The organism is Pseudoalteromonas sp. NFXS39 (assembly GCF_040148775.1).
In the GTDB taxonomy this organism is placed as follows: domain Bacteria; phylum Pseudomonadota; class Gammaproteobacteria; order Enterobacterales; family Alteromonadaceae; genus Pseudoalteromonas; species Pseudoalteromonas apostichopi.
The window spans coordinates 746,274-766,777 of the sequence record NZ_JAGDEC010000001.1 but is presented as its reverse complement, the minus strand read 5'-3'; the positions used below and the strand labels follow the sequence as shown (position 1 = coordinate 766,777).

The following is a 20,504-nucleotide window of genomic DNA, read 5'->3' as shown; positions in this document are numbered from 1 at the left end:
TTTCATAAATTGGTTGAGCTGAGCAATGCGGCAAAATGTCACAGTTGATCATAAAAAGATCAGATAAGGTTTGCTTTAACAATATAATAAAATTATTATATAAAGAAATTGTTATGGAGTGGTCATGGAAGTTCTCTTTTTATGTACAGAAAACTCAGCGCGGTCAATTATGGCCGAAGCGTTACTCAAACATCACGGAAAAGGTGATTTTGAGGTGTTTAGTGCTGGCACAGAACCATTTGCGGTAGACCCTCGCACTCTTGCTGCGATTGATCATTTTGGCCTTAAAACAGATGACTTACACTCAAAGCACTTAAACGATGTGGCTAACATGCATTTTGATTATGTAATTACATTGTGCGACCAAGCGGCGAAAGAGTGTGCCAATCGAGTAAATGGTAGCCAATGTCTTGCATGGGATTTTGTCGACCCTAAAACGCGCCCAGAACCACACGCATTTGAAAAAACTTTGCAAGAACTAAATGAGCGAATCAAACAGTTCGTTCAATCCCATGGCAAAGAAAAAATCACATCAATTTCGCCAACTTTATTTTATAAAGCGCTTGCTGATGATATTCGCCTAAAAAGTTTATTACTTATTGCGGTTGAGCAAGAAGTTTGTGTATGCGAACTAATGACGGCTCTTAACGAGCATAGTCAGCCAAAGGTCTCAAGGCATTTAGCGCAACTTAAAAAACAGGGCATTTTGTCGGATAGAAAACACCAACAGTGGGTGTTTTACTCTTTAAACCCGACACTGCCTTTGTGGATGAAACAAATAATTACCTCGACAGTTGTAAACGAGCCGAATTTCATTGAAAACGAGCTAGCAAGACTAAATGCGATGGGTGATGATCGCCCAACTCGTGTTGCTCGTTGCTGTAATTAAGGACTGAAAATGGGTGTTTTTGAACGATATTTATCTGTATGGGTTGCTAGCGCAATTGCTATAGGTGTGGGGCTTGGCGTTGTATTTCCGCCTTTATTTGAACTCATAGCCAAAATAGAAATCGCGCATGTAAACATAGTTGTTGCGCTATTTATTTGGGTAATGATTTATCCAATGATGGTGCAAGTTGACTTTTCAACGATTAAAGAAGTAGGTAAAAACCCTAAAGGGCTGATTCTCACTTTAATCATTAATTGGCTAATCAAACCCTTTTCAATGGCCGCATTAGGTTGGTTATTTTTTGAAGGGTTATTTGCTGATTTCGTTAGCCCTGAAACGGCGCAAGAATATATCGCAGGGATGATTTTACTCGGTGTCGCACCTTGTACGGCTATGGTGTTTGTATGGTCACAGCTGACTAAAGGCGATGCAAATTACACACTAGTTCAAGTGTCTGTGAACGACATCATCATGATTTTTGCGTTTGCGCCCATCGCAGGTTTATTACTTGGGGTGTCTGATATTCATGTGCCTTGGTTCACATTGATGATCTCGGTTGTTTTGTATGTGTTGTTGCCACTAATAGCTGGTGTATTAACACGAAAAGCTCTCAATAATTCAGCACAAAATGAAGCTGCTGTGCAGTCATTTTTAGAGAAAATTAAACCGTACTCAGTTGTTGGCTTATTGGCCACAGTGGTCTTGCTGTTTGGGTTTCAGGCAAACACCATATTAGCCCAACCGCTGAACATTGTACTGATTGCCATCCCGCTTGTTTTGCAAACTTACGGTATTTTTGTGATCGGCTATTTTATCGCTCTAAAACTTAAGCTTAAGCACAATATTGCAGGTCCAGCATGTTTAATTGGTACTTCTAACTTTTTTGAGTTAGCTGTCGCAGTGGCTATTTCATTATTTGGTTTGCACTCGGGAGCAGCATTAGCAACCGTTGTTGGGGTGTTGGTCGAAGTACCTGTGATGTTGTCGTTGGTTGCAATCGTTAATAAAACAACACATTGGTTTAAAGAGTAATTGGGGAATCATAATGCACTCACATCCATTTGATATTTTACAGCTAGAAACTGGGGCATTTATTTTTACCCCTTGCCCTGGCACAAAAGGCGTTGGCTTATCACAGTCTGTGGCTGATTTAAAAGCGGCGGGTGCAAAAGCAATTATTACTCTGATGTACGATGAAGAGCTTATTAAAAATGGTGCACAAAAGCTTGCAAGCGAATGTGAGAAAATGGGGCTTTGCTGGTTTCAGTTACCAATTGTTGATGATGACGCTCCTAAGGAGGCGTTTAATCACGCATTTACCAAGCACCTAGACGAGATTCTTGCCATTATAAAAAATGGTGGCAGCGTGGCTGTGCATTGTAAAGGCGGCTCAGGCCGTACAGGTTTAGTTATTGGTTTATTAATGCATGAGCTTGGCTATGCTAAAAACGACATAATTAATCAAGTGCAGGCTATTCGCCCCAAATCGTTGCATAACCCTATACAACGTTCATTTTTCGACAATTTTCAAAAAGTAGGAGCTTAACAATGGCAATTAAAGTAGGCATTAATGGTTTTGGCCGCATGGGTCGTTTATCGCTAAGAGCAGCGTTTGCATGGGACGACGTTGAGTTTGTGCAAATTAATGACCCTGCGGGAGATGCAGCGACATTGGCTCACTTACTAAAATATGATTCGGTACACGGTATTTGGCCGCATGAGGTTGAAAGTAACGATAATGCGGTGATCATTGATGGCCACAAAATTAACGTTACGCAAAATAGAGCGATTGCAGATACTGATTGGTCTGGTTGCGATATCGTAATTGAAGCCTCTGGCGTGATGAAAAAAACCGAGTTGCTGCAAGCCTACCTTGAACAAGGTGTGAAGAAAGTTGTTGTCACTGCTCCTGTAAAAGAAGACGGTGTGCTGAACGTTGTGATGGGTGTAAACGATGATTTATACGATGTAGAGCAACACAATATTGTTACTGCCGCATCATGCACTACCAACTGTTTAGCGCCAGTAGTTAAAGTATTGCAAGAAAAAATTGGTATCAAACATGGTTCAATGACCACTATTCACGATATCACCAATACGCAAACTATCTTAGATGCACCGCATAAAGATTTACGCCGTGCTCGCGCATGTGGCATGAGCTTAATCCCAACTACAACTGGCTCTGCAACGGCGATTACACATATTTTCCCTGAACTTAAAGGCAAATTAAACGGCCATGCGGTTCGTGTGCCTTTAGCGAATGCATCAATCACTGACTGTGTGTTTGAAGTCGAGAAGCCGACCACGGCTGAGCAAATTAACCAATGGATGCAAGAAGCCGCAGAGGGTGAGCTAAAAGGCATTTTAGGCTATGAAGAAAAGCCACTTGTTTCTATTGATTACAAAACTGATCCACGCTCAAGCATTGTGGATGCATTATCAACCATGGTTGTGAACGAGACACAAGTTAAGCTGTATGTTTGGTACGATAACGAATGGGGTTATGCAAACCGTACCGCCGAACTTGCCCGTAAAGTTGCGTTATCACTGAAAGGTTAAAATGAATGACGCGTTTGGCTAACCTTCCCGCTGATATAAAGCAGTACTTAATTGTCACTGGGAATTACTGGGCATTTACGCTTACAGATGGCGCATTGAGAATGTTGGTGGTACTGCATTTTCATGCGCTTGGCTACTCGCCTTTGAGTATTGCCATGCTGTTTTTGTTTTATGAGATTTTTGGTGTTGTTACTAACTTAGTAGGTGGCTATTTAGGCGCAAGGCTTGGCTTAAACAAAACCATGAACATTGGCCTTGCCATACAGGTTGCAGCCTTGTTCATGTTGGCAGTCCCCCCTGAATGGCTAAGTGTAGCCTATGTGATGCTGGCGCAAGCGCTGTCGGGCATTGCAAAAGATCTCAATAAAATGAGTGCTAAAAGCTCAATTAAAATGCTGGTTGCCAGTGGCCAAGAAGGCACCTTGTTTAAATGGGTAGCGATACTTACGGGCTCTAAAAATGCCTTAAAAGGTGTGGGCTTCTTTTTAGGTGGCTTACTACTGACATTAATGTCGTTTAAAGGTGCAATGCTCGCGATGGCAGCCACTTTGCTGGTGGTGTGGTGTTTTAGTCTTTATGCACTTAAAAATGATTTAGGTAAAGCCAAAAACAAACCTAAGTTTAACGAGATATTTTCAAAAAGCAGTTCAATCAATATCTTGTCGGCCGCGAGGTTGTTCTTGTTCGGTGCGCGTGATGTTTGGTTTGTAGTTGCACTTCCGGTGTTTTTATCACAAGCCTTTGATTGGGACCACTGGACTGTGGGTGCCTTCTTAGCGAGTTGGGTCATTGGCTATGGGGCTGTGCAATCTTTTGCTCCCAAAATCATTAAGCTTAATAAGCAAACATCACCAAGTGCAGAAACAGTTAAGTGGGCATCACTGCTTGCTTTAGTCACCTTAGCCATTGCCCTTGCTGTTGGCTTTGGCTGGGCTGTAAAACCAATGCTGATAGGCGGACTGATGTTGTTCGGCGTGGTCTTCGCGATTAACTCATCTTTGCACAGCTACTTAATTGTTAGCATGGCTGATGCCGATGGCGTATCACTTGATGTCGGGTTTTACTATATGGCCAATGCCATGGGTCGCTTAATTGGTACTGTGTTGTCGGGCTTAGTGTTTCAGCTTTATGGCTTAGCAGCCTGTTTGGCTATCTCACTGTTATTTATTGTTATTACCGCCCTTATTTCGACTAAATTACCAAAACAAATTTAGTTAAATCTAAACACGCCCTATAAAGGTAAGCATGCTTTATTGCTTACCTTATTTTCTTAAATTATTTTGCAAAAATATTTGACCTGTCTACAGCTTTACACTTCATACTTATTGTATTCAAAAGCCTTATAGGCCTATTTCATCATGTATTTAATTTCAGAGTTAGCAGCAAAACTTGGTTTGTCGCGCACGGCTGTGTTGTATTACGAGAAGCTAAAAATCATTCAGGGGCGCAGGCTTGCAAATGGTTATCGCTATTACAGCGAGGCTGATTTACAACGCTTGGTTTTGATCCAGCAGTTACAAAGCGCGGGGTTAACCTTAAAAGAATGTCAGAGCTGTTTAGATGTAGAGCTAGATAAAGCTATTTTGCAACAGCGCTTAGCGCAACTTGAAGATGAAATTACCGCTAAGTTACAAGCCAAAGATTTATTACTGAGTTTGCTTGGCAAACGCTCTCAAAAAGACTTACATGATGAGCTGAATAAGCGTGCGCCAAGTGCGCATTTAAATTGGTTGTTAAAGCAAGGATACACAGAAAAAGAGGCATTGCGGCTTCGTTGGTTATCAAAAGATATGAGTGACCATGAAAGCTACATGCACGATTTCATGACTGTGCTTGAGCCATTAGAGCGATGGGGGCCTGGTAGCGAAGAAGCCACATTAAAAGCCATTGCTACTGTTCCTATTAATGCCAAACAAATTTTAGAAATTGGCTGTGGTAAAGGCTCATCAACATTATTAATAGCCAAGCAAACTGATGCCAAGATCGCGGCTTTAGATAATGAGTCATCAGCACTTGCTTATTTACAGGAGCGACTGCACAAAGAGCAATTGGCTGAGCGTGTATCTTTGACGTGCGCATCGATGACTGCACTGCCTTTTAAAGCGAAATCATTCGATGTTATTTGGGCTGAGGGGTGCGTGTATGTCATGGGGATGCAAAGTGCACTATCAAGCTGGAAACCGTTTCTTCGCAGTAATGGGGTGATTGTGGTCAGTGATTTAGTTTGGCTTAACAGCCAGCCTGAAATGGCGGTTAAAGAGTACTGGCAAGCGAATTACCCAGATATGCAGTCAATCGACAGCCGCGTAGCCTTATTTGATGAGCTTGGTTATGAGCTTATAGAGCAGTTTTCGCTGGATCAGCAAGCATGGCAAAACTATTGGCAACCACTCAAGGCGCGCCTTGCGGAGTTAGCGTCATCGATAAGTGAGTCTCAAGCTGTAAAAGACATACAAGCAGAAATTGCCCTTTACGAAAATGAAACTGGGCAAAACTTTACTTATCACTATTTTATTTTAAAACTTAAGGAGTGTAAGTGAATTTTTCAATTTACGAACAGAGCCAAAAAAGCGGCATTATTGCGCTTTACTTGGCAACATTTAGTGCATCAGAGTCAAAACAAGAAGGCGAGCAAGTTGCCCGTTTAGTCACTGACTTTTTAGCTGAGCCATATCCATCAACTGATTTATATGTGTTTGTCGCGACAGATGAGCAACGTATCGTGGGCGCTATTGTGCTGTCGCGTTTAAAGTTTGCGCACGCTAAAGAGGTGTTTTTACTCTCCCCTGTTGCAGTGGCAACGGATTGTCAGGGACAAGGCATAGGACAAAAGCTGATCCAATTTGGCTTTAATAAGTTAGCTGAACAGAATGTCAGCCTAGTGATGACCTATGGTGATATCAACTTTTATGGAAAAGTCGGGTTTTCCGTTGTGAGTGAAGAAGTGATTCAAGCACCTCATAACTTATCTTACCCAAAAGGTTGGCTTGCTAAACCGGTTTTAGATGACGAAATTTTGCCAATTACTGGTAAGCCAAGTTGCCTAAAACCACTCGATAATCCACAGCTTTGGTAAACACTATGCAAACACCATCACTGATAGAATTAGGCATGCGACCTTTCTTTCAACAACAGTTGAGTTTAGATGAGCTAGAAAACGGCCATTTAGGGCGTGTTGTTGAGCATCACAAAACAGAGGTTGTATTGCTTGGCGAGCAAGGCACGATGCGGTTTGCTTTAACACCGAGTCTTGAACAAATTTGTGTAGGTGATTGGGTGGTATTTGATGATTCGCGTATTTTACGGGTACTAGAAAGAGCTTCAATCATTAAGCGCAAGGCAGCAGGCTCTAAACATGAGTTTCAATTAATCGCGGCGAATATTGATACCGTGTTTATAGTTACATCGCTTAATGATGACTTTAGCCTAAATAGGATAGAGCGATATTTAGCCTTGGTTAAAAATGCCCAAATAGAGCCTGTGGTGGTGTTAACTAAAGCTGATACTTGCCCAGACGTTGAAAAGTACTGCCAGCAAGTACAAAACCTCGACTCTCTTTTGAGTGTTATTGCTATTAATGCGTTAAAAGAAGAGGGCTGTGACTTACTTACACCTTATTGTCGAAAGGGGCAAACGCTCGCATTTATGGGCTCATCTGGAGTGGGCAAGTCGACCATTGTTAATGCACTACTTGGCTCTGATGAATTAAAAACAGCGGGTATTCGTGAACAAGATAGCAAAGGCCGACATACAACAACTTTTAGATCGATTAAAAGGTTGACTAATGGTGTGTTATTGATGGACACACCGGGTATGCGAGAATTGCAATTAAGTGATTCAAAGCAAGGTATTGAACGTGCATTTGAAGATGTTGAGTTACTCGCAAGTAGCTGTCGATTTAAAGATTGCCAACACCAAACAGAGCCGGGCTGCGCTGTTATTAAAGCAATTGAAATGGGCTCATTATCAACAAGACGCTTAGAAAATTACCGTAAGTTGTTAGCTGAAAATGAGCACAACAATACCACCATGGCTGAAAAGCGCGCCAAACAGCGCGCGTTTTCAAAAATGGTTAATACTGTTCAAAAGCAAAATAGGTCAATTAAAAAGACTCAAGAGTGACCGCTAGTTTGCTCTTGTTTAATGCAAACGAAGCGAAACCGCAGTTAAGTTTCGCTTTCATCACTGTTTTCTTGTAACTTACTTAGCAACAAAAATGATAAGTAGGTTGTTATGTCTGGGCATGCTTTTGTTAGGCAAGGAATAAAGCCATTTTTAATTGTGGTATTGTTGTTCGTTATTTATATATTTTTTCCACGAGAAGCTGCGATCTTTGTAACCAATTCAGAGTCATCAAATGATACAAAAGCTACGCAGCACATTGAGGCACAAGTAAGCATACCTGCAACAAAGCCTGCCACGAGTTTGTTAGCTGATGAATCTGTTGAGCAAGGGAGTGAAGTTAATGACAGCCGTGAACTTATTATCAAAAATGCACCGAAATGGCGTTTTGATGGTGTGTTAATTGACCATTTTACAGAGCTAAAGCAACGCGCTGAGCAAGGTGATGTGGAGGCTAACTACCTCATCGCACAAAATCTTAAGTATTGTTTTAATGCGCCGTTAGATGAACAGGCCCTTGAAGCAACATTAGCCGAAAGCTATGAGTTTAGCGATGCTGGTGATACGCAAAACCGTGCTTTAGAAAAATATGAGTATTGCCAAGGGTTAGATTTAGCAACGCGGTGTTCTTTTTACAGTTATTTGGCAGAGGCTGCAGAAAATGGCTCGGCTTATGCGCAGCAAACGTTTGCAGGGTTAACTCCCGAATTTTACATGAAGTCGCAATTTCCTGAGAAGTTGTCACGTGCAGAGTTCATCAATAATCGCGATAGTTTTAAAGAGCGTAAAACCGTATTTTTAGAGCAAGCAGCGAAGCAGGGCAGTGAACAAGCGCTGATGAGTTTAGCGAGCATGTATTACAGCGAACAAGTTGGTGAGCATAGTGCAGCAAAAGCCTACGCTATGAATCGACTCATTATGGAAATCACGCAAAATAACGATGTGTATAATCGTTATGCGTGGTTTGAGCAAAGACAATACCCGACACTTTCAGATGAAGAGCTGAGTATCGCGAACAATTTGTTTGATCAATGGCTTTTGCAAATAAAGCTAAATGGTACATTATATCCAAAGCACTGAGTACCCAAAGAATTAATAACCCAAAGCAAGGATGGCAAGTATGATTGAACCAAACTATGCAAGTTACACACTTGATGATCTGATAGATTGCAAAGCGAATATAGACGCACAAGAATGGCCCGAGCGTCTAAAAGACATTGAGAATGCGTTAAATGTTTATGCCAGTCAATCTGCTGAGCACGAAAAGCAGTACAAACAAGCGGTGTTTAATGCTTATTGTGAGACGCTCCGTCATGATCTGACAATTAGTATCGATGATAATATTCTTTGGTTTTTAAGACCGTTTTCAAAGCAAGCTAAAGAGATTACACCTAGCACCTTTGCTGGCGAAGTTTGCCCTCTTTGCGCGGGAAATCTTAGTGCAACCACTTGGGCTGCTGGTTGGGAGTTGAGCTGCGAACATTGTGAAGTAACAGGGATTGTTGTTGAAAAGTTTGGCTATTAATAAAATTAGCTTATTGAGATTGCTGCGTAATTATTCGCAGCAATATATAACAATTTTGATGATGCTATCAGGCTTTTTTTACAAACTTAGCGGTTACCATCATTTCACCTACGCCATCAACTTTACAGTCTAACTCGTGGTCTTTTTTATCTAACACGCGGCGGATAACGGCTTTGGTACCAATTTTAATCACTTGTGAGCTGCCTTTAATTTTTAAATCTTTCGCAACGGTCACTTTGTCGCCATCAGCTAATAAAGTGCCGTTAGCATCTTTTACATTGATCACATCATCAGTATCAACCGCATTAGGATCCCACTCATGAGCGCATTCTGGGCATACTAAATTGTTTTGATCTTCATACACGTATTCAGAGTTACATTGTGGGCAAGGTGGAAAAGACATAAATGGCACCATGGTTAATTATAAAAGCGTATTTTAATGGCTAAGAGCAAACTAAGCGAGCATAAGGCTTATATTTTATGGCTCAGGCGTTTCGAGCGTTTTGGTAATGGAGAATATCCCTCTTAAATCACCAAGCCGATAGCCTGTGGCTAAATCATTTGGGTAATGTTCGCTAAGCACTTGCTTCACCTCTGGTGCTATCGTTTGGCCATGACAATTTAGGCAAACTGGCGCGATTTTTATCGCTTTAGCAAAGCGGAATTGGCCTTCTTTACTGGTTGAGAAAGTCACATTATCGATGCTTTCAGTGTTTCTGACCATATCGAGTAGCTGGGCGATTTTTTCAGCTTCCCAGTCATCCGGTTTATTGTCTGGATTACGGTTTTTAGTACTTTTACGCGCTACAGTCCAGCCATCTGTTGATAGGCTTTCGGCAATGGCTGGAGCCTGCATTTTACACACATTAATCCCTTCGACTAACCCACCTTGTTTGATTGCATCTGCTAATGCTGATTTAAGGGTGGTGGCAAACTCAGCTGCTCGCTCAGCTGCTTGAGTTTCTAGGTTAGCTGATTTTGTTTCGGCGTAAAGAGTAGGCGATAGTAACGCGGTGAAGAGGATTAATGTTCTTAAAGCAAGCATAATAAAACCTTATATTAGATATATCTAATATAGTAGTTCGTTTTTACTTTACATGCCAATGTAACCTGCAAAAATAACTATTCATAGCACAAAGCCTACTGGAGTGTTGCTGCTAAATTGGTTATGGTGAGAAAAATATTTTGAGAACAAAAAATGAAAAAACTAATTTATATCGCTGCTCTGTTATTTTCAGCTCTCACATTTGCAGGTACCGCTCCACACAGCGGAGAGATAAGTGTTGAAGACTTACTCAAAGACTACCCAGCCTTTAGTGAAGAATATAATGAATACACACCGAGTGAAGAAGAGCAAAGCACTATTAAGGCGCTGCATGGTAAGCAAGTATTGGTGTTTTTAGGAACCTGGTGTCATGACTCTAAACGTGAAGTACCACGTTTTCTTAAACTTCTTGATACAGCAAAGGTGCAACTAGGCTCACTTAAATTAGTGGCTGTTGGCTACGATAAGCTTGACCCCGCTGGTTTAGCAAAGCAGCACAACTTAATGTATACACCCACCATTATTGTGAGCGATGACGAAAAAGAACTTACTCGTATGATCGAAAAGCCAAAACAGAGCTTGGCTGTGGATCTTACGCAACCGGGTCAAACGCTATAAAATCATCAATAGATAACGGCATTGATATTAAATAACCTTGAATATAATCAATGCCTTTATCACTCACTAATTGCCACTGCTCTGAGCTTTCGACCCCTTCAGCGGTAATCGTTAAATCGAGTTGATGGGCTAAATCACTCATTGTTTGTAAAAATAAACCATCTTTCGGGTTATCTACGCAGTTACAGATAAAAGCCCGATCAATCTTAACGTTATCCAGCGGAAACTGCTGAATCGATGACAGTGATGAATAACCCGTTCCAAAGTCATCGAGAGATAAATTAAAACCCGCTAATTTAAGCTCATGCATAAGGTTTATCGCGTACTGGGTATTTTGAAATAGGGCTGATTCGGTGATCTCAAGGTTTATTTTTTGATTTGCAGGAAATAGTTTGGCTTTTTCTTTACTTAGTCGTTTAACTAAGTGCACGTCAGAAAACTGTTTACGCGACAGGTTTATCGACACTTTAATATGAATGTCGTTATTAACTATGCGATGGCAGTCTTTAGCAACTTTAGCAACAATCCAGCGAGACAATAAATTAATGAGCTCTGATTGCTCAGCAATGGCAATAAACTCCATAGGTGACACAAAGCCTCTAACAGGGTGATGCCAACGTACAAGCGCTTCACAGCCAATTAGTGTGCCATCTAAGGTGTTTACAATCGGTTGATACACCATGCTTAGCTGTTCGTTGGCCGCAAGGGCATGACGTAAATCACTTTCAAGGTTACTTTGTGCAATGAGCTTATCTTTGAGCGATTGGCTGTAGACTGTGAATGGCTTTTGCGTGCGGGGGCATTCATTCATCGCAATAAGTGCAGTATTTATTTGCTCAGCAGCATCGATGTTTTGTAAATGCGGATAGCCCACGCCAATGTATAAATGGTAAAAATGAGCGCTGCCAGCGGTTTCAATAATGCCTCCGACCTGATGCTGAAATTTATCTAATAGGGCAGCGAGCTTGTCGTCAAAAATGGCCTCTTTTAGCAATATTAAAAAACAGCCGGGTTTTATATGCGCGCAAAACGCTTGGAGCAAGTCAGAAAATGCAATTAGCCGGTTAGCAATGGTCGTTTGTAGTTCATTCAAGTAATCTTGACCGTAAATATCTTCTAATTGACGATAGCCTTTGATCTCGGCGCACAATAAAGTAAGGCCACTAGAGTAATGATTTTCTGGGCATATGCTTGCTATATACTTTTCACTGTAACGGCGGTTAGCAAGTCCAGTGACAGGGTCAAAGTGTGCTTGCTGGTATAGTTCGTGCTGACGTTGTTTTTCTGCACTTATGTCTTCAATCGTACCAACTAAGGTGTTGGTTTTTGGGTTCCATTCAGCGTGTTCATGAAACCAGCGTTTTTCACCATTAAGTTTAATTGTGTACTCAATTTCGGTCGGACTGCTTGGCTTAGTATGAATAAAATTTAAAAATGTGTTTTTATAAAAGCTATCGATTTTTTTACAGACATTATCAATTGATTGTTCTTTGGTTTCTTCTTGAAATAATGCCACAGCTTGTGTTGATAACTGTCTAATGCTTTTATTAGGCGATAAGTGCCAACTACCCACACCACTAAGTGATTGAGCTTGTTTAAGCTCAAGCGCTTGCTCTGAGAGCTCTAAAGTTTGTTTTTGTACTAACTTTTCTAGGTTTTGTTCATGTTCTCGTAACCGGTAAGTAATGGTAATTAAATAGCTACTAACCGATGAAAATAGCAGAGCAATGAGTAATAACACTAAAAATTCAACATGCGTGCGATAAGCAAACTCGTCTTTAATGCCGACAACCCATTGTTGATTTTCAACATCGAGGTTGTAGGTTGTCCAATCGTTTTGTTGAAAAAGGTGATTATTTAAAAGAGGGGTGTAACTATCAGCTGTTTTTTGCCAAACTTCATACAAGTGAGGATGAGAAGTCGAGTCAGGTGGTAAATTTGCGATAAACTCTGGAAAGCGCAGCACCACGATTGCAAACCCCCAAAACTCATTTTGATCAAAAATTGGTAATCTTGCTACTAAGCCTTGGCCACCTTGAGCCAACTCTTTTGGCCCATCGATTTGCATTTTTTTAGTATTAATGGCTCTTTGTAATGAGTCTTGAATACTTTGTATTTTGAATAAATCGACACCAATTACACTCTCGTGACTATTAAGTGGATAGGTATATTGAATTACACCCTTTGGTGCTAGTTGGATGGTTTGACTGCCGTCACTATGAGTTAATATCTCTGTAGCTAGGGTTTCGAATTCAGTTTCAGTGTATGCAAAGTCACGCATTGCCGCACGAACAAGGTAGGGGCCGAGGAATGCGCTATTGAGTGCTTTTTCAAGGTTGCGACTGTAACTGTTAAGTGCTGTAATTTTCTCTATTTCATGCATTTCTTGTCTATCGTAAAACACTTTAAACGTGATAACCGAAAACAAACAGAAACTAAGAAAAAAAGAAGTAAATAACGGTGAAAAATATATAATATTGCGCAATAGTATCTCTATATGAAGTAGATATTTAAGTATTAAACTTACCTTTAAAAATACTAGTTTAGGGTTATCTGGTTGTCTAGCTAAGTGTTAGGAATTAAAGATGAATTTTTAGCATGTTAGAAAAATAATTGTACCTAAATACAATAGATTGCAAACAATATTAAGATAAATGCTATGTACCAAGCCGTTATTAAAGCTATAGATGTAGCGAATGCTGCAGATCCAAATCGTGTTACACAAGACGAACAAGCGCTAGCAAAAGAGTCACTCTATGCGATGCGTATGACAGATATGCTTAATCGTTTTAATCCTTTAGCTGATGAGTTAATGCACATTGCTGCTAGAGGGCAACATATTGAACGCTGGCGCTCTCCTCGCAGCGACTTCCCTATGGGTAAGCAAGGTTATTATCAATGGCGCACTGCTTTATATGACTTTCATGCAGAGCGTGTAACAGCCCTTATGAAAAAGGCGGGTTACTCACCGGAAGAATGCGAGCGTGTATACGCAGCAGTAGCGAAAAAGAATATAAAACGAAACCCAGATAGCCAACTGATTGAGGATATCGCAAGTCTCGTGTTTATAGAACATTACATGCTGGATTTTGCAAGTAGTAAGCCTGATTACGATGAGCAAAAATGGCTGGGTATTATTCGTAAAACCTGGCAAAAGATGTCAAACGAAGCACATGACTTTGTGTTAGCTGGTAACATCAGCTTACCTGAGCCGCTTAAGCCGTTAATAACAAAAGCGCTAAATTAATTGTAAAACAAGGATGTACTATGTTCTGCCCGCGTACTAAAACAGCCCTTGAAGCTGTGAGCATTGGCGATGTTAACGTGTATTTATCAAAAAGTGGTGGGATATTTTTTGATAACCGACAAATATTTCACTTTAGCGATCCGAGTTTAAAGCCAGCGCAAGTGCTGGTGGCTCATTTACAAACCTTGCCAATAGAACAGGTTGATTTAGAAAAGCGAATTAATTGCCCTAAATGCCCTGACGTGGTGATGATGCGACGCTTTTTCACGCCTTTAAAAGTGGTTGAAATAGACGAATGTCCAAACTGTGCGGCTATTTGGCTTGATCATGGCGAGCTTGAAAAGATCCATGAAAATCATTTAACCCCAAAAGAGCGTGAAATGCTGCGTATTGATATGGCCAATAATCAGGGTTTTATTCAAGTTAAAATTCCCAAAAGGCGTTACTCAGTACATGCTGAAAAGCCTGAGTCTAATGCAACGTCATCATTAGAAAAACTAGCAGAACTTGCGTATTTATCGATTTTGAATGACTGATAACTTATATAAAACACCTGAAGCTGAACTTATTCGCGGATCTGTCTATCTTTCTAAACCTCGCGATTTAAAACTGTTTACAGAGTTGTGATTTATAGGCGATGACATAAACTTTAAACCTAATTAAATAAATTGAACAGGTAACCTATGCTAATAACAATAATATTGGTTTCAGTGTGGGCGCTGTTAATGCTTTATGCTGCTAGTGCTGAATATAAATACTATCAATCGGTTAAATCTTTAGAGCCTGAACTGTGGCAACAACTGGGTGCACCGCGATTTTTAAAAGTACCTATGGTGTTTGTGTCTAAAAAGGGTTTAGCACTTTTAAATTCCACAGAAAACGAAACAGTGCGAGCGAATGCAAGAAAACATCGCCAAGCTGGGATTTTGTTTCTTTCCTATGTGGGGTTGGTGCTTGTATCGGCAATCGTATTTTTTAAACTAGCTTAATAAGAAGCCTGTACCAACTAAGATACAGGCTTTATTTGCATGTTAGGTGTTAAAGCTTAACTAGCATTTTTCCTTTATTTTTACCTTCGAACAGGCCAAGAAATGCATCAACGGCATTTTCAATGCCATGGTATACCGTTTCTTCAGATTTAATTTTACCTTCGCCGATCCACGCGCCCATTTGTTCAATAAACTCAGGGAACTGATCAAAGTAATCAATTACGATAAAGCCTTGCATGGTGAGCTTTTTCGAGTTGATATAAAACAGGTTGCTTGGCCCTGGCTGTGCGGTGTCATTGTTGTAACCTGAGATCATGCCACATACAGGAATACGGCCGTAATCGTTCATTACATTGAGTGCAGCTTCAAGGTGATCGCCACCTACGTTTTCAAAGTACACATCAATGCCTTGTGGTGCCGCTTGTTCAAGGGCTTCTGTTAGATTTGCTACCGTTTTATAGTTAATTACAGCATCAACACCCAACGCTTTAACCATGTGTGCTTTTTCGTCAGAACCAACCGAAGCAATCACTTTACAGCCTTTTAGCTTAGCAATTTGGCAAACAACGCTACCTACAGCGCCTGATGCAGCTGAAACAAACACGGTATCGGTTTCTTTAAGATTAATTACCTTTGTTAAACCTGCCCATGCAGTTAACCCAGTCATACCCATAGTACTTAAAAATAGTTGGTCTGGTAGTGGCACGTTAGGTAGTAACGTTAAGTCGCTACCATCGCTAATGTGCATGGTACGCCAGCCACTAATATGACTTACTTTGCTTCCTACAGGAAAGTTGTTATTGCGTGATTCAATCACCTCGCCGATAGCACCGGCTTCCATCACTTCGTTTAAGTTAAATGGCGCGATATATGATTTACGATCGATCATGCGTGGGCGCATATAGGGGTCAACTGACATCCAGGTATTTTTAATTAATACTTCGCCGTCGTTTAAATTAGGAAGTGATACTTCGACCTGCGCAAAATTAGCTTGTGTTGGTACACCCGTTGGGCGTGAAACTAAATGAATTTGTTGACTTGTCGCCATATAAACCTCGAGCCTGCTAGATTGGGATTAATTAATATGTTTCGCAAAATATTTGTGCGCAAACTATTTGCGATCAATTTAATGATCTTTACAGTAAAAGGCAATAGATAGTAGGAAAATAATTTGCGCGCAAACTAAATTACGGCAATAATAGGGCTGTATTTCAGTTTAGGGTAATAGCATGAGCAATAACTTATCAGACAATGTGTGTTTCACTTTATACAGTGCAACAAATGCGTTGATCAGAGCGTTTCGGCCAATTCTCGAGGCTTATGACTTAACCTATCCGCAATATATTGTGATGCATTCGCTTTGGTATAATAACCAAGTGAGTTTAAAAGAGCTTTCTAATGATACGCACCTCGATTCAGGTACCCTAACACCGATAGTTAAACGCCTAGAAACGAAAGGTTTATTAACACGCCAGGTATCAAGTGAAGATGAGCGTAAAAAAGTAATCTCGTTAACTGAGCAGGGCATGCAACTTAAAGTTGATGCCGAAGAACTAACGGCTAAGTTAATGGCGCGCTCAAACATGAGCTTAGAGCGCATAGAATTACTACGTGAATTAACCCTTGAACTTCACACTGACCTTACCAAAGACTAATCTTCTAATAAACACACTAAGGTGCCCTCAATAGCGCGAACATACGCATAATGCTGGGCATCTTTTTTAGTTGGTGGGCACAATGGTTCAGCACCAGCAAGCACGGCTTTATCATAACTTTCGACTAAATTATGGCAGCTGAATCTTAGCTCAAAACCAAGAGCGGGTTGCTTAGGATGGGCGCGAATATACCCTTGCTTGAAATATGATTGCGCATGCGGGTGGGTCGCAAAAGCAAGCTTAACAGACCCAGTAACAAGTTCACCGTATTCGGCATCGTCACTGATATGGTTGGTATTTAAACCAAATGCTTGATAGTAAAAGTCGAGTACTTCTTCTACGTTATCGACGTAAATAACCTGACTTAAAAATACCATTTATGTTGCTCTATTTATTGTTCGTTTATTAAATAAAGCATAGTTTTAGCAATAAAAAAACCTTGAAAGTCATACTCACAAGGTTTTTTTAATACTTAAAGCTTAGCTGTAGTAGCTACGACTTGTTGCGGTTTTCTTTCGCAAATGCACGAATCTTACGTTTTTGCGATAAGGTCACTTTGTTGGTGCGGCCCGCGTATGGGTTGTCGCCTTCTCTAAATTCAATTTTGATTGGCGTGCCCATAATACCTAATGCTTTACGGTAATAGTTCATTAGGTAGCGTTTGTAACTATCTGGTAAGTCATGAACTTGGTTACCGTGGATCACGATACGTGGTGGGTTATAGCCACCTGCGTGGGCATATTTAAGTTTCACACGACGACCGCGAACAAGTGGCGGTTGGTGATCAGCTTGTGCCATATCCATGATACGACGCAGCATCGCTGTGCTAATACGCTTAGTTGCTGACTCGTACGCTTCATCTACTGACTCAAATAAGTGACCTACACCTGTGCCATGTAAAGCAGAGATAAAGTGTAAACGTGCGAAATCGATAAAACCTAAACGGCGGTCAAGCTCTGACTTAATACGTTCTTTAACGTAATCATCAAGGCCATCCCATTTGTTAACAGCAACAACCAATGAACGTCCTGCGTTTAAGGCGAAACCTAATAAGCTTAAGTCTTGATCAGAAATACCTTCGCGAGCATCAACCACTAGTAATACAACGTTAGCGTCTTCAATCGCTTTAAGGGTTTTGATCACAGAGAACTTTTCTACAACATCGCTTACTTTCTTTCGCTTACGAACACCTGCGGTATCAATAAGAATGTATTCTTTGTCATTACGTGTCATCGGAATATAGATAGAGTCACGAGTTGTACCCGGCATATCGTAAACGATTACACGTTCTTCACCTAAGATACGGTTGGTAAGTGTTGACTTACCAACGTTAGGGCGGCCGATAATTGCAAGTTTTACTGGCTTGTCGGCAAAGGCTTGTTGATTGTCTTCAGCGTCTTCATCTTCGCTGTAAAGATCAACGAGTTCGTCATCACTTTCTTCAAGCTCTTCACTTTCGCCTGCAAGTTCAGCAATAACTGGCTGTAAGGTCGTTTCGAGTAGTTGCGTGATACCACGGCCGTGAGCCGCAGCAATGTGATGCACGTCACCTAAGCTTAGCTGGTAGAACTCAGCACAGTATGAGTCAGCATCAATGCCATCCACTTTGTTTGCCACAACAAAACATTTCTTCTGTTGTTTACGTAGGTGATTAGCAATTGCTTGGTCTGCGGCAGTCATACCTGCACGGGCATCAACTAGAAATAGCACGATATCCGCTTCTTCAATTGCCAGAAGCGATTGTTCAGCCATTTCGGTTTCGATACCTTGCTCAGAACCGTCAATACCACCCGTGTCTACCACGATAAATTCATAGCCATCGTAATCAGCTTGGCCATATTTTCTATCTCGTGTTAAGCCAGGGAAGTCGGCTACGAGGGCGTCACGAGTACGTGTTAAACGGTTAAATAATGTGGATTTGCCCACATTGGGTCGCCCAACAAGAGCGATCACGGGAAGCATAAACTACCTCTTAAAAAAACAACAAAAGGCTTCGCCAAGCGAAGCCTTAGAAAAATAACGTTTACTATTAGTAAGTTAGTTTGGAATTTTAACCGCGCTAACTTCACCATCTCGGGTGTATAAAATCAATTTGTCACCGGCAACAACTGGCTCAATGAAGAAACCTGAGCTGTCAAAATCTTCGCGCGATACAAGCTCGCCCGTTTCTTTGTCTAACCAGTGTAGGTTACCTTCTTGGTCACCCAATGCTAAATACTTACCAGCCACGGTAGGGCCTGTTAAGTACCAGCCGCGTAGAGCTGGTTGGCTCCAACGCTCAATACCTGATGTTTTATCTAGGCCGTAAATAACTCCATCGCTATCAACAACATAGATAGATTGACCATCCATAGATAAGTCACGGTAGCTGCTGTATTCACGTTTCCAAACAACATTACCAGAACGAATATCTACGGCCGCTAAATTACCATTATAGGCGATTGCATAAGCATATGGGCCGCTAATCAATGCTTGTGTATCTACATCAACTAAACGTTCAAACTCAGACGCACCTTTTGGAGAAGCAATTTCAGCACTCCAAGCAGAGTAACCATTTTCAGAAATTAATACGCTTAGTTTACCAGTTTCAAGACCTAGTAATACACCACCATTTGCTACTGTAGGCGAGCTTTGACCACGTAAAGTTAGTGGTGGTACTTCTTGTTCAAAGCTCCAGCGCTCTTCACCGGTATCTGGGTGTACAGCTAATAATTTACCTGAGCCTAAGTTTACAAAAATTAGGCCGTCGCCGGCAGCAGGTTTTGCAAGTACTTCGCCCGGCATTGTTTTACGCCAAACTACTTCACCTGTTTCACGGTCAAGCGCGGTTAAATAGCCATGCTCAGAACCAACAAAAATTTTGCCGTAAGCTTGTAAAATACCACCCGATAACTTGGCACTTTCTGTGGTTTCCCAAGGCCAGAAGGCAGGGTTTTCACGCACATCGGTTTCCCAGAGCGTATCGCCATTTTCAAGCGATAGGGCTTCAACTTCACCTTCGCGGTTTGCTACATACACAACATCGTTATGAATAGCTGGCGTTAAGCGCGAGAAATAATGCTGAACACCATCACCAATTGATTCTTGCCAAACCACTTCTGTCTCAAATTGATTAACAATTTCAGGCAGTACCAGCTCATCTTCGTCATCACTTGACGAACACCCAGTAAGGGTTGCGATACACAGAGCAAGTGTTGCCGCTGTTAACTTCTTCATCTTAACCCCTTACGCCGCTGGGCTAGTTTGTGCTAAGTCATCAAGTTTAATTTGTAATAACGGATTGTTTTCAAGGCCGCCATTATCAGCAGCAGCTTGGTATTGGCTACGTGCTTGGTCTTTGTCGCCCTGTGCAGCATAAACATCGCCTTTTAGTTCAGCAACTGCAGCAGAAAATGATGCTGGAAGCTGTGCATTTAGCGTTGTTAGTGCTTGATCATATTGCTTTTGAGCAAGGTGAACACGAGCAAGGCGAGTTGTAGCCGTTGCTTTTAGTTCAGGGTTTTGCTCGTTGGTGATGATCCAGTTAAGCTTTTCGCTTGCAGCATCAAGGTCATTTTTATCAACCGCTTCTTTCGCCGCTACAAATGCTGTTAGCGTGCTGTAGCTTGACTCGCTGTTGTTTTTAATAAACGTATCCGCTTTTTCTAGCACGGCACCGCTCTCAACAAGTTGTGTGAAAGAGTCAGATGCTTTCTCAGCTGTGGTGATTTGGTTTTGGTTATAAGCTTTCCAACCATATAAACCACCTAAACCTGCAACAATACCAATTGCAAGTGCTAAACCATTTTCACGGAAAAAGCGTTTGATCGCTTCTTCTTGTTGTTCTTCTGTTGAATAAATTTCCATGCTTACCTC

The 20,504-nt window shown here is 41.2% G+C and carries 23 protein-coding genes; 15 read left to right on the top strand and 8 right to left on the bottom strand.

The features are described 5' to 3' along the window. The first annotated feature begins 124 nt into the window (after positions 1-124). From J3455_RS03230 to J3455_RS03185, 10 genes are all read left to right on the top strand, one after another. Positions 125-889: a metalloregulator ArsR/SmtB family transcription factor gene (locus J3455_RS03230; RefSeq protein WP_348708531.1), complete on the top strand. Its 765-nt coding sequence runs from the start codon at positions 125-127 to the stop codon at positions 887-889. 9 nt (positions 890-898) lie between these two features. Then, positions 899-1,921 (top strand): ACR3 family arsenite efflux transporter, encoded by a 1,023-nt coding sequence (gene arsB, locus J3455_RS03225; protein ID WP_130052901.1) that lies wholly within the window; start codon positions 899-901, stop codon positions 1,919-1,921. A gap of 13 nt (positions 1,922-1,934) precedes the next feature. Then, entirely contained in the window at positions 1,935-2,435 is a 501-nt protein-coding gene (locus J3455_RS03220; RefSeq protein ID WP_130052900.1) for a phosphatase domain-containing putative toxin, read from the top strand. A gap of 2 nt (positions 2,436-2,437) precedes the next feature. Beyond that, positions 2,438-3,448 carry an ArsJ-associated glyceraldehyde-3-phosphate dehydrogenase gene (locus J3455_RS03215; protein WP_256854038.1) on the top strand — a complete coding sequence of 337 codons (1,011 nt, stop codon included), beginning with the start codon at positions 2,438-2,440 and terminating at the stop codon, positions 3,446-3,448. Positions 3,449-3,453: 5 nt separating this feature from the next. Further along, on the top strand, positions 3,454-4,662 hold the full coding sequence (gene arsJ / locus J3455_RS03210; protein ID WP_349561050.1) for an organoarsenical effux MFS transporter ArsJ: 1,209 nt from the start codon (positions 3,454-3,456) through the stop codon (positions 4,660-4,662). A 144-nt stretch (positions 4,663-4,806) separates the two neighbouring features. Next, on the top strand, positions 4,807-5,988 hold the full coding sequence (locus tag J3455_RS03205; protein ID WP_250662342.1) for a MerR family transcriptional regulator: 1,182 nt from the start codon (positions 4,807-4,809) through the stop codon (positions 5,986-5,988). Next, on the top strand, positions 5,985-6,524 hold the full coding sequence (locus J3455_RS03200) for a GNAT family N-acetyltransferase (protein WP_349561048.1): 540 nt from the start codon (positions 5,985-5,987) through the stop codon (positions 6,522-6,524). The genes J3455_RS03205 and J3455_RS03200 overlap by 4 nt, the downstream gene beginning before the upstream one ends. A gap of 5 nt (positions 6,525-6,529) precedes the next feature. Then, complete coding sequence (rsgA, locus tag J3455_RS03195; RefSeq protein ID WP_349561047.1) at positions 6,530-7,570, top strand: ribosome small subunit-dependent GTPase A; 1,041 nt, start codon at positions 6,530-6,532, stop codon at positions 7,568-7,570. Between the two features lie 111 nt (positions 7,571-7,681). Next, positions 7,682-8,650, top strand: a complete 969-nt coding sequence (locus J3455_RS03190; protein ID WP_349561046.1) for a hypothetical protein — start codon at positions 7,682-7,684, stop codon at positions 8,648-8,650. 40 nt (positions 8,651-8,690) lie between these two features. Next, positions 8,691-9,095 (top strand): hypothetical protein, encoded by a 405-nt coding sequence (locus J3455_RS03185; protein ID WP_256854034.1) that lies wholly within the window; start codon positions 8,691-8,693, stop codon positions 9,093-9,095. Positions 9,096-9,162: 67 nt separating this feature from the next. On the opposite strand, the gene J3455_RS03180 is transcribed toward J3455_RS03185, so the two are convergent. Next, positions 9,163-9,498 carry a zinc ribbon domain-containing protein YjdM gene (locus J3455_RS03180; protein ID WP_054553514.1) on the bottom strand — a complete coding sequence of 112 codons (336 nt, stop codon included), beginning with the start codon at positions 9,496-9,498 and terminating at the stop codon, positions 9,163-9,165. 75 nt (positions 9,499-9,573) lie between these two features. Then, entirely contained in the window at positions 9,574-10,140 is a 567-nt protein-coding gene (locus tag J3455_RS03175) for a Tll0287-like domain-containing protein (RefSeq protein WP_349561045.1), read from the bottom strand. Positions 10,141-10,293: 153 nt separating this feature from the next. Between J3455_RS03175 and J3455_RS03170 the strand changes: the two genes are divergently transcribed. After that, positions 10,294-10,758, top strand: coding sequence for a TlpA family protein disulfide reductase (locus tag J3455_RS03170; protein ID WP_256854032.1), 465 nt, complete (start codon positions 10,294-10,296; stop codon positions 10,756-10,758). Here J3455_RS03170 and J3455_RS03165 read toward each other — a convergent pair. Next, on the bottom strand, positions 10,733-13,141 hold the full coding sequence (locus J3455_RS03165; RefSeq protein WP_349561043.1) for a bifunctional diguanylate cyclase/phosphodiesterase: 2,409 nt from the start codon (positions 13,139-13,141) through the stop codon (positions 10,733-10,735). The two genes, J3455_RS03170 and J3455_RS03165, sit on opposite strands and share 26 nt — an antisense overlap. 276 nt (positions 13,142-13,417) lie before the next feature. Here J3455_RS03165 and J3455_RS03160 point away from each other — a divergent pair, with 276 nt between their 5' ends. The 3 genes from J3455_RS03160 (at position 13,418) to J3455_RS03150 (ending at position 14,994) form a co-directional block, all read left to right on the top strand. Continuing rightward, positions 13,418-14,005, top strand: coding sequence for a DUF4202 domain-containing protein (locus J3455_RS03160; RefSeq protein ID WP_167657405.1), 588 nt, complete (start codon positions 13,418-13,420; stop codon positions 14,003-14,005). Positions 14,006-14,025: 20 nt separating this feature from the next. Then, positions 14,026-14,541, top strand: a complete 516-nt coding sequence (locus tag J3455_RS03155) for a TFIIB-type zinc ribbon-containing protein (protein WP_256854031.1) — start codon at positions 14,026-14,028, stop codon at positions 14,539-14,541. 147 nt (positions 14,542-14,688) lie between these two features. Next, positions 14,689-14,994 carry a hypothetical protein gene (locus tag J3455_RS03150; protein WP_130052889.1) on the top strand — a complete coding sequence of 102 codons (306 nt, stop codon included), beginning with the start codon at positions 14,689-14,691 and terminating at the stop codon, positions 14,992-14,994. A 49-nt stretch (positions 14,995-15,043) separates the two neighbouring features. Here the strand turns inward: J3455_RS03150 and J3455_RS03145 are convergent, their stop codons facing one another. Beyond that, entirely contained in the window at positions 15,044-16,042 is a 999-nt protein-coding gene (locus J3455_RS03145; protein ID WP_349561041.1) for an NADP-dependent oxidoreductase, read from the bottom strand. A gap of 181 nt (positions 16,043-16,223) precedes the next feature. Between J3455_RS03145 and J3455_RS03140 the strand changes: the two genes are divergently transcribed. Further along, positions 16,224-16,649, top strand: a complete 426-nt coding sequence (locus J3455_RS03140) for a MarR family winged helix-turn-helix transcriptional regulator (RefSeq protein WP_130052887.1) — start codon at positions 16,224-16,226, stop codon at positions 16,647-16,649. Here J3455_RS03140 and J3455_RS03135 read toward each other — a convergent pair. The 4 genes from J3455_RS03135 to J3455_RS03120 all read right to left on the bottom strand — a co-directional run bounded on the left by J3455_RS03135 (position 16,646) and on the right by J3455_RS03120 (position 20,495). Beyond that, complete coding sequence (locus J3455_RS03135) at positions 16,646-17,026, bottom strand: VOC family protein (protein ID WP_055022061.1); 381 nt, start codon at positions 17,024-17,026, stop codon at positions 16,646-16,648. The genes J3455_RS03140 and J3455_RS03135 overlap by 4 nt on opposite strands. A 115-nt stretch (positions 17,027-17,141) precedes the next feature. Further along, positions 17,142-18,611 carry a ribosome biogenesis GTPase Der gene (gene der / locus J3455_RS03130; RefSeq protein ID WP_130052886.1) on the bottom strand — a complete coding sequence of 490 codons (1,470 nt, stop codon included), beginning with the start codon at positions 18,609-18,611 and terminating at the stop codon, positions 17,142-17,144. Positions 18,612-18,686: 75 nt separating this feature from the next. Then, entirely contained in the window at positions 18,687-19,865 is a 1,179-nt protein-coding gene (bamB, locus tag J3455_RS03125; RefSeq protein WP_167657410.1) for an outer membrane protein assembly factor BamB, read from the bottom strand. A gap of 9 nt (positions 19,866-19,874) precedes the next feature. Next, the gene (locus J3455_RS03120) at positions 19,875-20,495 is read right to left on the bottom strand and encodes a YfgM family protein (protein ID WP_250662331.1); all 621 of its coding nucleotides are present in this window, start codon (positions 20,493-20,495) and stop codon (positions 19,875-19,877) included. Between the last annotated feature and the right edge of the window lie 9 nt (positions 20,496-20,504).

What these genes read in the sequence shown, in the direction of transcription:
- J3455_RS03230 (WP_348708531.1), top strand. Translation starts at nt 125, where the DNA reads ATGGAAGTTCTCTTTTTATGTACAGAAAACTCAGCGCGGTCAATTATG.
- arsB (WP_130052901.1), top strand. Translation starts at nt 899, where the DNA reads ATGGGTGTTTTTGAACGATATTTATCTGTATGGGTTGCTAGCGCAATT.
- J3455_RS03220 (WP_130052900.1), top strand. Translation starts at nt 1,935, where the DNA reads ATGCACTCACATCCATTTGATATTTTACAGCTAGAAACTGGGGCATTT.
- J3455_RS03215 (WP_256854038.1), top strand. Translation starts at nt 2,438, where the DNA reads ATGGCAATTAAAGTAGGCATTAATGGTTTTGGCCGCATGGGTCGTTTA.
- arsJ (WP_349561050.1), top strand. Translation starts at nt 3,454, where the DNA reads ATGACGCGTTTGGCTAACCTTCCCGCTGATATAAAGCAGTACTTAATT.
- J3455_RS03205 (WP_250662342.1), top strand. Translation starts at nt 4,807, where the DNA reads ATGTATTTAATTTCAGAGTTAGCAGCAAAACTTGGTTTGTCGCGCACG.
- rsgA (WP_349561047.1), top strand. Translation starts at nt 6,530, where the DNA reads ATGCAAACACCATCACTGATAGAATTAGGCATGCGACCTTTCTTTCAA.
- J3455_RS03190 (WP_349561046.1), top strand. Translation starts at nt 7,682, where the DNA reads ATGTCTGGGCATGCTTTTGTTAGGCAAGGAATAAAGCCATTTTTAATT.
- J3455_RS03185 (WP_256854034.1), top strand. Translation starts at nt 8,691, where the DNA reads ATGATTGAACCAAACTATGCAAGTTACACACTTGATGATCTGATAGAT.
- J3455_RS03180 (WP_054553514.1), bottom strand. Translation starts at nt 9,498, where the DNA reads ATGTCTTTTCCACCTTGCCCACAATGTAACTCTGAATACGTGTATGAA.
- J3455_RS03175 (WP_349561045.1), bottom strand. Translation starts at nt 10,140, where the DNA reads ATGCTTGCTTTAAGAACATTAATCCTCTTCACCGCGTTACTATCGCCT.
- J3455_RS03170 (WP_256854032.1), top strand. Translation starts at nt 10,294, where the DNA reads ATGAAAAAACTAATTTATATCGCTGCTCTGTTATTTTCAGCTCTCACA.
- J3455_RS03165 (WP_349561043.1), bottom strand. Translation starts at nt 13,141, where the DNA reads ATGCATGAAATAGAGAAAATTACAGCACTTAACAGTTACAGTCGCAAC.
- J3455_RS03160 (WP_167657405.1), top strand. Translation starts at nt 13,418, where the DNA reads ATGTACCAAGCCGTTATTAAAGCTATAGATGTAGCGAATGCTGCAGAT.
- J3455_RS03155 (WP_256854031.1), top strand. Translation starts at nt 14,026, where the DNA reads ATGTTCTGCCCGCGTACTAAAACAGCCCTTGAAGCTGTGAGCATTGGC.
- J3455_RS03150 (WP_130052889.1), top strand. Translation starts at nt 14,689, where the DNA reads ATGCTAATAACAATAATATTGGTTTCAGTGTGGGCGCTGTTAATGCTT.
- J3455_RS03145 (WP_349561041.1), bottom strand. Translation starts at nt 16,042, where the DNA reads ATGGCGACAAGTCAACAAATTCATTTAGTTTCACGCCCAACGGGTGTA.
- J3455_RS03140 (WP_130052887.1), top strand. Translation starts at nt 16,224, where the DNA reads ATGAGCAATAACTTATCAGACAATGTGTGTTTCACTTTATACAGTGCA.
- J3455_RS03135 (WP_055022061.1), bottom strand. Translation starts at nt 17,026, where the DNA reads ATGGTATTTTTAAGTCAGGTTATTTACGTCGATAACGTAGAAGAAGTA.
- der (WP_130052886.1), bottom strand. Translation starts at nt 18,611, where the DNA reads ATGCTTCCCGTGATCGCTCTTGTTGGGCGACCCAATGTGGGCAAATCC.
- bamB (WP_167657410.1), bottom strand. Translation starts at nt 19,865, where the DNA reads ATGAAGAAGTTAACAGCGGCAACACTTGCTCTGTGTATCGCAACCCTT.
- J3455_RS03120 (WP_250662331.1), bottom strand. Translation starts at nt 20,495, where the DNA reads ATGGAAATTTATTCAACAGAAGAACAACAAGAAGAAGCGATCAAACGC.